Below are 12,516 nucleotides of genomic sequence, written 5' to 3' on the forward strand. Positions count from 1 at the left end.
ACCCTGGCCTTGCAGGGACGTAATCCCATGTAATCACAGGGCTTTCAGGCAGTCCCCGTGTGCGGCGGTGGCGCTCGCGCACCGCGTTGTCAAGCCTTGACTGACGCGGCGCGGCGTGGCTGGGGAAAAGTCAGTAAACGGGCGCCAGATTTTTTACAGAGAATTAACGCGTTTCCGGGAGTCGCTGGAAGACGAGCGCGACGTTGGTGCCGCCGAAGCCGAAGGAGTTGCTCATGACGGCGTTCACGCGCGCCTCGCGGGCGGTGTTGGGCACGCAGTCCAGCGGGATGCGCGGATCCTGATTCTCCAGGTTGATGGTGGGGGGCAGCACGCCGCGGGTGAGGGCGAGGATGCTGATGACGGCCTCGGCGGCGCCGGCCGCGCCGTTCATGTGGCCCGTCATCGACTTGGTGGAGGAGATGGCGAGCGACTTCGCCGCGTCGCCGAACACCTTCGCGATGCCCTCCATCTCCAGGAGGTCGCCGATGTCCGTCGAGGTGCCGTGGGCGTTGAGGTAGCCGATGTCCGCGGGATTGAGGCGCGCATCCTTGAGGGAGGCCTTCATCGCGCGCTGGGCGCCCTCGTGGCCGGGCGCGGGCGAGGTGACGTGGTAGGCGTCGGAGCTGGCGCCATAGCCCGTAAGCTCCGCGAGGATGCGGGCGCCCCGGGCGCGGGCGTGCTCGTACTCCTCCAGGATGAGGATGGCCGCGCCTTCCGCGAGCACGAAGCCGTCGCGGTCCTTGTCGAACGGGCGGCTTGCCGCCTGGGGCGCGTCGTTGCGGTTGGACAGGGCCTTCATCGCGGCGAAGCCGCCCACGCCCAGCATGGAGATGGGGGCCTCCGCGCCGCCGGCCAGCGCCACGTCGAACTCGCCGCGCTGGATGCCGCGCATCGCTTCACCGATGGCGTGCGCGCTGGTGGAGCAGGCGGAGTTGGTGGACCAGGACGGGCCCTTGATGCCGTGGCGCATGGAGATGTAGCCGGGCGCCATGTTGATGATCATCTGGAGGATGAAGAAGGAGCTGATGCGGTCCGGCCCCTTCTCCAGCGCCTTGCGGTGGGTCTCCTCCAGGCTGCTGAGTCCGCCGATGCCGGAGCCGATGATGGCCGCCACGCGCTCCGCGTTCTGCTCGGTGATGACCAGCCCGGAGTCCTCGAGGGCCATGTCCGACGCGGCCACCGCGAACTGCGCGAAGCGGTCCATGCGGCGCACCTCGCGCCGTTCGATGTAGTCCTCCGGGTTGAAGCCCTTCACCTCGCCGGCGAAGCGGCAGTCCAGCGCGCTCGCGTCGAACAGGGTGATGGGCCCCACGCCGCTCTTGCCATTCACCAGCGCGTCCCAGCTCTTCTCCACGCCGATGCCACAAGGGCTGATGAGCCCCGTTCCCGTCACGACGACGCGCCGCTGTTCCATCGCGCACTCCTTGACCCTGTTCGTTGAACGGGATGGTATTATGACCATCCTTCCATGAGTTCAAGCGATAGGGAGCCCCGATGAGCGAGCAGGCAGACAATCCGCGCACGCGGACGGTGACGTGGGGGGACCCGAGGGAGGGGGCCTCCGCGGCGAAGAAGCTGTCGGGGCTGGAGTACCTGCGCGCCATCCAGCGTGGTGAGTTGCCGGCGCCGCCCATCGCGGAGCTGATGGGCTTCACGCCGGTGGAGGTGGAGGAGGGCCGGGTGGTGTTCGCGGTGAAGCCGGGCGAGCACCACTACAACCCCATTGGCATGGTGCACGGCGGGCTGGCCGCGACGCTGATGGACTCCGCGATGGGGTGCGCCATCCACACGATGCTGCCGGTGGGCGCGGGCTACACGACACTGGAGCTTCACGTGAACTACGTGAAGGGCATCGCGCACGACACGGGGCAGTTGTTGTGCAAGGGCGAGGTCATCCACCTGGGTGGCCGCGTAGCGACGGCGCAGGGGCGGCTGGTGGACGAGAAGGGCACGCTCTACGCGCACGGCACCACGACGTGCATGGTGTTCCGGCCGCCGGGCGCGGGCGGCAAGGAGTAGGGGCGATGCGCTACACCGCTGAACACAAGCAGGCCACGCACGCGCGCATCCTCGCGGCGGCGGAGAAGCTGTTCCGCGCGGAGGGCTTCAGCGGTGCGAGCGTGGAGCGGGTGATGCGGGCCGCGGGCCTGACGGTGGGCGGCTTCTACGCCCACTTCACCTCCAAGGAGTCGCTGCTCGCGGAGTCGCTGCGCGCCTTCATGACGGCGCGCAGGACGCCCTGGCTCGCGGGGCTGGAGGCGGCGCGGGGCACGGAGTTCCTGGGGCGCTTCGCGCGGCGCTACCTGGACCAGTTCGACCGGGACACGGGCGATACGACCTGCATGATGCCGTCGCTCCTGTCGGACCTGACGCGCGCGGCGCCGGAGGTGCAGGCCGCGTTCGGACAGGGGTTGGAGGACCTGGTGGGCCAGGCGCAGACGCACCTCCCTGCGCGCGAAGGCGCCACGCCCCGGCAGCAGATGCTGGCCACGGTGGCGCTGTGCTTCGGCGCGATGACGCTCGCGCGGGCCACCGCGTCGCAGCCTCTGGCGGGGGAGATATTGGACGCGGCGCGTGCGCTGCTCGTCGCGGGGGCTCCGGTGGAAGGGGAGGTGAAGAAGGCCCCACCCCGGAAGCGCCGTGCGCTCGCATCGCGGAAGAAGCCCCACTGATCACTGGACGGCGGGGGAGCCGCCGTGGAGTCTTTGCGCGCCGACAACGGACCGTGGGGACGAAGTGGACGCAATGAAGATGTGGGTGGCTCGCGCGTGGCTCCTGGGGCTCGCGTTCACGCTGGGCGCGTGTGCGTCCTTGCCAGCCCCGGCTCCCTGGGAGGACGAACCGCCCCTCTCCTACCGCATCACGTACACGCGCAGCCCCACGCCGGGCCTGAACGTGGAGGTCTTCCCCTCGCGGTCGTTTCCGCCACAGTTCCTCTTTCGTCAGCCGGGACGGGTGGCGTCCGTGATCGCCACGGACATCAACGGCAACCAGTTCGACATCACCCCCAGGGATGGCGCGCTGAACCTGCCCAGTCGAACGACCGTCCTCCGCTACCGCTATCCACTGGTCTCCTCTCCGGGAGAGCGCGGCCGGCACATGTTTGGAGGCATGGGGGAGGGGGACGCGTGGCACGTGGCCGGCAAGGCCTATCTGCTGACCCCTCGCCATGTGACGCCCGGCATGCGCGCGGAAATCAAGGTGTTCGGCGCGAAGGCGCTCCTGCCCTGGCAGCCCGACGACAACGGCGTCTACCACCTGCGTGGCGCGGACCTCATCGACGCGGGCTTCCATGCCTTTGGCGGCAATCGGTGCACGGCGCACGTCGGTGAGTCCGTGCTGGAGGTCGTGCTGCTGGGCCGCTTCACGCACCTGTCCGCAGGGAATCTCTGCACGTGGATCATGGAGGCCGCTCGTGAAGTGCGCACGGTGCGCAAGACCTTCCCGTATCCGCGCGTCACCGTGCGCCTCGTGCCCGTGCCCGGCAAGAGCACGCCCGGCGAATTCGGCATGACCCTGTGGAGCTCTCCGCCCAGCATCTCCATCCTCGTGGGCCAGGACGCCACCGTGGAGTCCTTCGCGAAGGACTGGGTCGCCGTCCACGAGATGCTCCACCTCACGCATCCGGCCTTCGTGCCCCGGGAGGCCTGGCTCTCCGAGGGGCTGGCCACCTATTACACGGAGATCGTACGTGCGCGTTCCAAACGTCAGACGTCCGAGCAGACCTGGCGGGAACTGACGAACGGCTTCGCGCGAGGCCAGGCCGCCGCGGGCTCACGCCCCATGAAGGAGGTCGTCGCCGAGGAGGGGAACTACATGGGCATCTACTGGACCGGCGCGCTCTTCGCGCTGCACCTGGACGTGGAGCTGCGCCGCGTGACGGAAGGCAGCGCACGGCTTGAGGACGTGCTGGAGCTGCTCGCCACGCGCGGTCCCACCGCGACGCTCGCCAGCTTCGGCAACGCCGTGGACACGGTCGCGGGCCAGCCGCTGTTCGGTGCGCTGCTCGCCCGCCATCTGCCGAAGCCCGCCTTCTCCGAACTGGCCCCCTTGCTGGAGAGCCTGGGCGTCCGAATTGACCCAGGCGGCGTCACGCTCCATGCTGCGCCGGGCAGTGTGTTGCGAGAGGACCTGGACGTCGCACGGAGCCCGAATGCCGCGAGGTAAGCACCTGGAAAAGGAAGCGTGGCGTAACCGATTCCCGGTTGTCGCGTATCGCATGCATCCGCGAGGTTCGCGGCTCCCGTAGATGAGGTCCGCCATGTTCCGCAGCGTCCTGATGCTCGCCGCCGCCCTGTCGCTGTCCGCGTCCGCCGCCGAGCCCACCGCCACCGCCGACAAGCACTTCGTCTTCCGTGATCCGAACAGCCGCGACACGGTGATGTTCGTGCTGGACGCGCCGCTGGAGGTCATCAACGGCCTGTCCAACCAGGTCACTGGCCGCGTGGACGTGAAGGGCCAGAAGGCCAGCGGCCGCTTCCAGGTGCCGGTGAAGTCCATCAAGACGGGCAACGAGACGCGCGACGGCCACCTGCAGAACGACCGCTGGCTGGACGCGGCGAAGCACCCGGACATCGTCTTCGAGTTCAAGGACGTGGCCCTGCCCGCGCCGCTCGCCAACGCGAAGCCGGTGGTGCTGAAGACGAAGGGCACCTTCACCCTTCACGGCGTCACGCGCGAGGAGCCCGTGGAGGTGACGGCCACGTACCTCCAGGAGACGGCCGAGACGAAGAACCGCGCCGCGGGCGAGCTCTTGCGCGTGCGCGCGAAGTTCCAGATTCCCCTGGAGGCCTACGGCATCCAGCGCACCGAAGCGCTGCTGCTGAAGGTGGGCGAGCGGGCCGAAGTCACGGTCGACGCCTGGGGCTCCACGCAGTTCAAGCCGTAGCGATTGTTGTCAGTCCCCCGTAGTCACACCCCAAGCGGTACGAAAGGAAGCAACACATGAACGTCAAGGCTCTTGCGGCGGTTGTCGGCACCCTGTCCCTCGGCGCGCTGGCCACCGGCTGCGCGTCCAACAAGGCGGCGGAGGGCAGCAAGGTGCACGCCGCGTCGCCGGGCGCCCCCGAGGCCTCCGAGGCCAGCACGGCCCCTGCCGCCGAGGGTGCTGCTCCCGCCGCCGCCCCGGAGAAGGGCGCCGAGGGCTCCTGTGGCGCCGGCTCCTGCGGCGCTGGCTCCTGCAGCGGCAAGAAGTAGTCATCTGCCGGGAGGGCCTGCGTGACAGGTCTCCTCCCAGGCTCGCGGGCGGCGGGAAGAGTCCTTCCTGCCGCCCGTGTTGTTTCCACCCCCAGGAGGAGCGCCGCATGCCGTCCCCCCGCTACACAGACCGCCATGGATTGAAGCCGCTGGGGGCGGGCATCGGGTTGCGCCGCGACTTCTACGAAGCGCTGCCGCGCACGCCGCGCGAACTGGATTGGGTGGAGATCATCCCGGAGAACTTCCTCACGCTGGGCGGCCGCTCCCAGCGCGCCCTGGACGCGTGCCGCGAGCGCTGGACGCTGCTGCCGCACGGCGTGGGCCTCAACATCGGTGGGCCGGACGCGCTGGATGACGACTATGTCACCCGCCTGGCCGCGCTGGTGAAGCGCCTGGACGCGCCGTTCTTCTCGGACCACCTGTGCTACTCGCGCCTGGGCGGAGTGCACCTGCATGACCTGCTGCCGCTGCCCTTCACGGAGGCCGCGGTGGAGCACGTGGTGCCGCGCGTGCGCGAAGTCATGGCGCGCGTGGAGCGTCCCTTCCTGCTGGAGAACCCCAGCTACTACGCGGCCATGCCGGGCGGCACGCTGAAGGAGGCGGACTTCCTGCGCCAGGTGGTGGAGGCCTCGGACTGCGGGCTGCTGCTGGACGTGAACAACGTCTGGGTCAACGCGAGGAACCACGGCTACGACCCGCGCGCCTTCGTGGACGCGCTGCCCCTGGAGCGCGTGGTGCAGGTGCACCTGGCTGGCCACGACGTGCGCGAGACGGTCCTCATCGACACGCACGGAGATCGCGTCTGCGACGACGTGTGGTCGCTGTACCGCTACACGCTGGAGCGCACCGGACCGGTGTCCACGTTGATTGAGTGGGACCAGGCCATTCCGTCCCTGGACGCCGTGCTGGACGAGGCGGATCAGGCGCGCGCCGTGCTCGCGGAGGGGGCGCGATGAAGTCGTCGCTGAAGCACTTCTTCGACAGCATGGACGCGTACCTCTCCGGGCCGCCCGGCGCGGAGGGGCTGTTGAAGCTGTCCTCGTCGCACCCGGGCTGGGACGTGGATCCGGAGCGCATGGCGCTCTACGGCCAGTTCGTGCGCGGCCACGTGCGCTCCACGCTGGAGAAGCTCTTCCCGCTGACGCGCAAGGCGGTGACGCCGGATGCGTGGGACGCGCTGGTGGACGGCTACACCCGCACGCGGCCCGCGCGGCACTACGAACTCAACCGCCTGGGCGAGGGCTTCGCGCCCTTCGTCTCGGATGCCGCCGCCGAGAAGGGACTGCCGCCATTCCTGCCCGCGCTCGCGCGCTTCGAGTGGACGGACTTCGCGGTGTTCGCCTCCGAGGAGGACCTCCCGGACGCAGTGGATCGCCTGACGCCCAACCCCACGCTCACGGTGCTGGAGAATCCCTACCCGCTCTGCGCGTTCGTGCGGGCCCGGGGCGCGGAGAGCGTGCCGGCGGAAGGCGAGGAGCTGGCGCTGCTCTGGCGCCACCCGGAGCGCCTGGTGACCTTCTTCATGGCGGCCACTCCGCCCGCGTTGCTGGTGCTGAAGATGGCCGTGGAGGGCCTGTCCGAAGAGGCCGTCGTCCAGGCCACCGGCATGTCCGCCGCGGACCTCCACGCGGAGGTCGTGCGCTTCACGAAGGACGGCATGGTGCTGGCTCCGGCATCCCGCCTTCACTGAAGAACCTGTTGTCTTCCGGGCGGTTTCGCCGCAGCACGTCAAGACCCGGATGTCCTTCATGGATCCTTTCGTGAAGACGCATGGCTAGGTTTGCGTCCAACATCGCGCAGAAACCGACCCGGAGGTTTTCCCCATGAAGAAGACGCTGACTGCCGTGCTGCTGTCGCTGACCCTCGCCGCGCCCGTCATGGCCAAGGACATCGCGGGTGTGAAGTACCCGGACACCGCCACCGTGGCCGGCAAGGAGCTGAAGCTCAACGGCGTGGGCCTGCGCAAGAAGGCCATCTTCAAGGTCTACACGCTGGGCCTCTACGTGGAGAACCCCACGCAGGACGCCACCGCGCTGCTCAACGCGGACGAAGTGAAGCGCGTGCGCATGTTCATGAAGCGCGACCTCAAGAAGGATCAGATCACCGAGGCCATCGAGAACGGCTTCAAGAAGAGCGCGGGCGCGAACATGCCCAAGCTCCAGGCGCGCCTGGACGCCTTCAAGGCCGCCATCCCCGCGGAGGTGAAGGAGGGCCAGGAGCTCAACCTCACCTACGTGCCGGGCAAGGGCACCACCGTGCAGGTGACGGGCGGCCAGTCCATCGACGTGGAGGGGAAGGACTTCGCGGACGCGCTCTTCTCCGTGTGGCTGGGCAAGGACCCCGTGGACAGCGGCCTGAAGGACGGCATCCTCGGCAAGGAGGACTGACGCTCCTCTCGCTTCACCTGGAGTCCTGCGCGCGCCCCCGGAGCGTCCCTTCTTCACGGAAGGGGCGTTTCGTGGGGCGTCGTCGTTTCTGGCGGCCACGCCATTGCTTCAATGGTGGACAGCGGACGGCGCCCCTGTCACACGCGCATGAGTTGACGCTGGAATGCCCCCGCGCATCAGGGGTTGATGCGCGCCGGATTCTCACCCCTTGTCCGTGCTGGAGAACGCTTTGAAGCGACTGGCCCTCTTCGCCGCCTCCTGTGTCCTTGGCGCCGCCTGCAAGACGGCGGAGCCCACCCCCGAGCCGCCCCAGGCCTCTGCCCCGGCCCCCGTGGCCGCCGCCGCGCCGGCCACGCCCGCGCCCGAGGCCCCCGCCGTGCCCATGTCCGAGCGCCCCATGCCCCCGGGCCTGGACGCCGCGGTGATGGACCCGTCCGTGAACCCCTGTGACGACTTCTACCAGTACGCGTGTGGCGGCTGGCTGAAGGCCACGGAGATCCCCGCCGAGCGCGCGCGCTGGAGCCGCGGCTTCGAGACCGTCGCCGAGCGCAACCAGACCGTGCTGCGCGACATCCTCACCAAGGCCGCGGAAGGGCAGGGCGAGGGCACCCCGGAAGAGAAGAAGCTGGGGGACTTCTACGGCTCCTGCATGGACGAGGCGAAGCTGGAGCAGTCGCTGCCCGCGCTGCGCACGCACCTGGCGAAGCTCAACGGGCTGAAGAGCCCGCAGGCGGTGGCCGGTGCGGTGGCCTGGCTGCACGCGCGCGACGTGAACGCGCTGTTCCGCGTGGGCTCGGATCAGGACCAGAAGGACGCCACGCAGGTCATCGCCGTGGTGGACGCCGGCGGCCTGGGCCTGCCGGACCGCGACTACTACCTCAAGCCCGACGTGAAGATGCGCGAGGCGCGCAACGCCTACCAGGCGCACGTGCAGAAGGTGTTCGAGTTGTTGGGTGACGCGCCCTTCGTGGCCAGCCGCAAGGCCACGGGCATCCTGGCCATCGAGACGCGCCTGGCCAACGCGCGGCTGCCCAAGGAGGAGCGGCGCGAGCCGGAGAAGGTCTACCACCGCCTGGAGCGCCAGGGCCTGAAGAAGCTGGCGCCCGCGTTCCAGTGGGACACGTACTTCGCGCAGGTGGGGTTGCCGCCGGGTGAAGCGCTCAACGTGACGGAGCCGAAGTTCTTCTCGGAGGTGTCCGCGCTGGTGCGCCAGCAGCGCCCGACGGACATGGGGCCGTACCTCTCCTACCACCTGGTGAAGGACGTGCAGACGGCGCTGCCCAAGGCGCTGCGCGACGAGTTCTTCCGCTTCGAGTCCTCGGTGCTCACCGGCGCCAAGGCGGACCTGGCGCGCTGGAAGAAGTGCGTGGACGCCACGGACGACGCGCTGCCGCACGCGCTGGCCAAGCCCTTCATCGCGCGCACCTTCGGCGCGGACGGCAAGGCCACCACGCTGGACATGGTCCAGCAGATTGAGCAGTCCTTCGAGCGCAACCTGGACACGCTGTCCTGGATGGACGCGGAGACGAAGGCGCAGGCGTTGGTGAAGGTGAAGAAGATCACCAACAAGATCGGCTACCCGGACCAGTGGCGCAGCTACGACGGGCTGACGGTGACGCGCGACTCGTACCTGGACAACATGCTGGCGGCGGACGCGTTCGAGCAGGCGCGCCAGCTGCGCAAGGTGGGCCAGCCGGTGGACCGTCAGGAGTGGTTCATGTCGCCGCCCACGGTGAACGCCTACTACAACGCGGCCACCAACGAGATTGTCTTCCCGGCGGGCATCCTCCAGCCGCCGTTCTTCGGGCGGGACGCGTCCGCGGCGGTGAACTTCGGCGCCATGGGCATGGTGGTGGGCCACGAAATCACCCACGGCTTCGACGACGAGGGCCGCCAGTTCGACGCGGACGGCAACCTGCGCACGTGGTGGACCCCGGCGTCGGACAAGGCCTTCCGTGAGCGCGTGTCGTGCGTGAAGAACCAGTACGATCAGTACACCGCCGTGGACGACGTGAAGGTGAACGGCAAGCTCACCCTGGGCGAGAACGTGGCGGACCTGGGCGGCCTCAAGCTGGCGTACGCGGCCATGGAGGCATACCTGGCCAGGCACCCGGACCAGGCGGCGAAGGCGAACTCCTACCGCTTCACGCCGGGGCAGCAGTTCTTCCTCGCGCACGCGCAATCGTGGTGCTCGAAGATTCGTAATGAGGCTGCGCTGCAGCGGGCGCTGACGGATTCGCACTCGCCGGCGTTCCTGCGCGTGAAGGGGCCGGACGTGAACCTGCCGCAGTTCCAGCAGGCCTTCTCCTGCCCCGCGGGGGCGCCGATGGTGGCGCCCGCTGCGAACCGCTGTGAGGTCTGGTAAGGCTTCGGCCCTACCTGTCGGAGGACGTCATGGGAATCTGCTCGTGGCTGGTGTTGGGCGGTATCGCGGGCTGGCTGGCCAGCATCATCAAGGGCACCAACGCCCGGATGGGGATGTTCGCCAACATCTTCGCCGGCATCGTGGGTGCCATGCTGGGCGGCTGGGTGTTCAGCTTCTTCGGTGGCCGGGGCGTGACAGGCTTCAACCTGTACTCGCTGCTGGTGGCCACGGTGGGCGCCGTCATCCTGCTGTCCATCCTGCAAGCCATCCGGAAATAGCGGCCCCCTGAGGTGGGCCCTGGCGGCGTGGCCGCCGGGGCCTTCAGGGCGCTGGGGGCTCCTTCCGGGGCCCGCCGCCCGGCGCCTGCTGGAGCTGCATCACCTGGGCAAGCGCCTTCGCGAGCCGTTCCGAGGCCTGACCCACCTCCTTCACAGGGCTGGGCGGCATCTGGCCCGTGACGTCCACCGGGTGCAGCGAGGCGAGGAATGCCGGGAGGTCGTCGCCCGATTCCATCCCGCTTCGCAGTTGGAGGATGTCGCCCTTGGCGTCGTAGAAGGCCGCCAGCGAGAGGTTGTCGCGGTAGGCCTGCAGCAGCACCCGCACCAGGAACAACACCAGCACGGTGATGGTGATGCGCAGTGAGAGCACGCCGACGTCCACCATGTAGCTCCGGTTCACCTGGTTCAGCCGGTCGATCTCCGCCTTCATCGCGAGGACTGCTTCCTGCCGTTGGGTCTCCTGACTGTTGACGTTCTGGAGCGCCTGATCGACCAGGATGAGCTTGTTGATGATGAACTGGCCGTATTCCTTCAGGAGGACCCTGCCCGCCGGTTCGATTTCCCTGCGGGCCAGCCTGAGCTGCTCCTGGGCTTCCGACAGCTCGCGATTGAGGGTGGAGGCCGTCACGGCGGGCCGGGGCTGGATGATGTCCTGGGCGAGCACGAAGATGGCCAGCGCGGCGGAGATGGACGCGATGACCAGCGTCAGGAAGAGCCACGCAAGCCTGCGCAGGTTCTCCGCGCGCTGCCTCAGGTTGCGGATGACCTGCTGGACGACCGGATCCTTGCTGCGCGTGAGCGGCTCGGTGTCCGGGCGGGGCAGCAGGAAGAACGTCATGATGGCGAGCGCGCCCAGCATGGCGCCCACCCACAGCGAGAGCCCCCGGGCATAGCGGAGGTCCAGCTCGTTCAAGAGGGAGAAGGCCAGCAGGCCGAAGCTGGCGGTGAAGAGCGTGGCCTGGAGGATGGCACGTGCCCGGTCCTTACGGAGGACCGCGAGGAGCGTCAGGGAAAAGCTCAAGAACCCCACGCCCGTGGAGATGGGCCAGACCGAGCCTCCGTAGCCGTAGCTGCCGTAGGCGGCATGCGTGATGAGGCCCGTGCCGCAACCGACGGTCAGCGGGAGCAGCGCTTGGGACAGGAAGGGGAGGATTTTCATGGCGGCCCCCGGGATGAAATCCGTTCACACCCCGTGAAATCAAGGTGAGGGCCGGACACGCCCGGAAGGGGCCGTGTTTTAGAAGAGCGACAGCTGGGGTGAGGTGGAGGGCCGCGCGGGGCGCCGGAAGGTGTCCGGCGCGGCCTCCGTGATGGACGACGCGCGCATGCCCACCTTTCGCGACGCCGTCGCGAAGAGCTGGTGGATGGTTTGGGCGTAGAGCCCTTCGCCGCGCATGCGGTGCTTGAAGCGGCTGTCGGTGAGCTCCCCGCCGCGCGTCTCGCGGATGCGGTGCAGCACCCGGTCCGCGCGCAGGGGCAGCTTCGTGCGCAGGCGCTCCTCGAAGACAGCCTGTACGGGGCCAGGAAGCCGCAAGAGCGTGTAGTGCGCGCGCGTGGCGCCGGCCTCACGCGCGGTGGTGAGCACCCGCGCGATGTCCTCGTCGTTGAGGCCCGGGATGATGGGGGCCACGGACACGGCCACGTCGATGCCAGCCTCCGTGAGCTTGCGGATGGTGGCCAGGCGCCGCTTCGGTGTGGCGACGAGCGGCTCCATGGCGCGCGCCAGCTCCTCGTTGTGGAAGGGGAGGCTGATGCTCACGAACAGCTTCGTCTCCGCCGCCAGCCGCTGGAGCACGTCCAGGTCGCGCTCGATCAGCACGCCCTTGGTCACGATGCCCACGGGGTTGCGGTACTCGGCGCAGACCTCCAGGCACTGGCGGGTGAGCCGGAGCGACGCCTCCAGGGGCTGGTAGCAGTCCGTGACGCCGCTGAAGACGACCGTCTCTCCCTTCCACGACGGACGGTCGAAGGCTTCGCGCAAGAGCTCCGGGGCGTTGGGCTTGACGACGAGGCGGGTCTCGAAGTCGGTGCCCGCGCCGAAGTCCAGGTACTGGTGCGTGGGGCGCGCGTAGCAGTAGGCGCAGGCGTGGAGGCAGCCCCGGTACGGGTTGACGCTCCAGGAGAAGCACACGTCGGGGCTGTCGTTGCTCGCGATGATGGAGCGGCTGTGGTCCTCCCAGACTTCCAGGCGCGCGGGGGGAATCTCGTCCAGGTACTCCACCGCGGTGCTCGCCCAGGGGTTGGGCGGATTGTCGACAGGGCGGGCCTTCACCCGGCCAGGGTGCGGCTG

At 68.9% G+C, this 12,516-nt stretch carries 13 protein-coding genes; 10 read left to right on the top strand and 3 right to left on the bottom strand.

Annotated elements, in window-relative coordinates:
• Positions 1-163 precede the first annotated feature (163 nt).
• The gene (gene fabF / locus D7X30_RS17635) at positions 164-1,414 is read right to left on the bottom strand and encodes a beta-ketoacyl-ACP synthase II (protein WP_120564090.1); all 1,251 of its coding nucleotides are present in this window, start codon (positions 1,412-1,414) and stop codon (positions 164-166) included.
• 80 nt (positions 1,415-1,494) lie between these two features.
• Between fabF and D7X30_RS17640 the strand changes: the two genes are divergently transcribed.
• The 10 genes from D7X30_RS17640 (at position 1,495) to D7X30_RS17685 (ending at position 10,226) form a co-directional block, all read left to right on the top strand.
• The gene (locus D7X30_RS17640) at positions 1,495-2,019 is read left to right on the top strand and encodes a PaaI family thioesterase (protein ID WP_120564091.1); all 525 of its coding nucleotides are present in this window, start codon (positions 1,495-1,497) and stop codon (positions 2,017-2,019) included.
• Positions 2,020-2,024: 5 nt separating this feature from the next.
• Positions 2,025-2,672 (top strand): TetR/AcrR family transcriptional regulator, encoded by a 648-nt coding sequence (locus D7X30_RS17645; RefSeq protein WP_120564092.1) that lies wholly within the window; start codon positions 2,025-2,027, stop codon positions 2,670-2,672.
• A 73-nt stretch (positions 2,673-2,745) separates the two neighbouring features.
• Positions 2,746-4,167 carry a hypothetical protein gene (locus D7X30_RS17650; protein ID WP_233591621.1) on the top strand — a complete coding sequence of 474 codons (1,422 nt, stop codon included), beginning with the start codon at positions 2,746-2,748 and terminating at the stop codon, positions 4,165-4,167.
• 94 nt (positions 4,168-4,261) lie between these two features.
• Positions 4,262-4,888, top strand: coding sequence for a YceI family protein (locus D7X30_RS17655; RefSeq protein WP_120564093.1), 627 nt, complete (start codon positions 4,262-4,264; stop codon positions 4,886-4,888).
• Between the two features lie 56 nt (positions 4,889-4,944).
• Positions 4,945-5,196 carry a hypothetical protein gene (locus D7X30_RS17660; RefSeq protein WP_120564094.1) on the top strand — a complete coding sequence of 84 codons (252 nt, stop codon included), beginning with the start codon at positions 4,945-4,947 and terminating at the stop codon, positions 5,194-5,196.
• Positions 5,197-5,303: 107 nt separating this feature from the next.
• Positions 5,304-6,152: a DUF692 domain-containing protein gene (locus D7X30_RS17665; RefSeq protein ID WP_120564095.1), complete on the top strand. Its 849-nt coding sequence runs from the start codon at positions 5,304-5,306 to the stop codon at positions 6,150-6,152.
• Entirely contained in the window at positions 6,149-6,886 is a 738-nt protein-coding gene (locus D7X30_RS17670) for a DUF2063 domain-containing protein (RefSeq protein WP_120564096.1), read from the top strand. The genes D7X30_RS17665 and D7X30_RS17670 overlap by 4 nt, the downstream gene beginning before the upstream one ends.
• A 133-nt stretch (positions 6,887-7,019) precedes the next feature.
• Entirely contained in the window at positions 7,020-7,583 is a 564-nt protein-coding gene (locus D7X30_RS17675) for a chalcone isomerase family protein (RefSeq protein WP_120564097.1), read from the top strand.
• Positions 7,584-7,812: 229 nt separating this feature from the next.
• A complete protein-coding gene (locus tag D7X30_RS17680; RefSeq protein ID WP_233591622.1) occupies positions 7,813-9,948 on the top strand; it encodes a M13 family metallopeptidase in 2,136 nt (711 codons plus the stop codon).
• A gap of 29 nt (positions 9,949-9,977) precedes the next feature.
• Positions 9,978-10,226 carry a GlsB/YeaQ/YmgE family stress response membrane protein gene (locus tag D7X30_RS17685; protein ID WP_120564099.1) on the top strand — a complete coding sequence of 83 codons (249 nt, stop codon included), beginning with the start codon at positions 9,978-9,980 and terminating at the stop codon, positions 10,224-10,226.
• A 43-nt stretch (positions 10,227-10,269) separates the two neighbouring features.
• Here D7X30_RS17685 and D7X30_RS17690 read toward each other — a convergent pair whose 3' ends face one another.
• On the bottom strand, positions 10,270-11,385 hold the full coding sequence (locus D7X30_RS17690) for a hypothetical protein (RefSeq protein ID WP_120564100.1): 1,116 nt from the start codon (positions 11,383-11,385) through the stop codon (positions 10,270-10,272).
• A 78-nt stretch (positions 11,386-11,463) separates the two neighbouring features.
• On the bottom strand, positions 11,464-12,498 hold the full coding sequence (locus D7X30_RS17695; RefSeq protein WP_120564101.1) for a PA0069 family radical SAM protein: 1,035 nt from the start codon (positions 12,496-12,498) through the stop codon (positions 11,464-11,466).
• Positions 12,499-12,516: the final 18 nt, after the last annotated feature.

Source organism: Corallococcus sp. AB011P (assembly GCF_003611605.1).
Classification (GTDB): Bacteria; Myxococcota; Myxococcia; order Myxococcales; family Myxococcaceae; genus Corallococcus; species Corallococcus coralloides.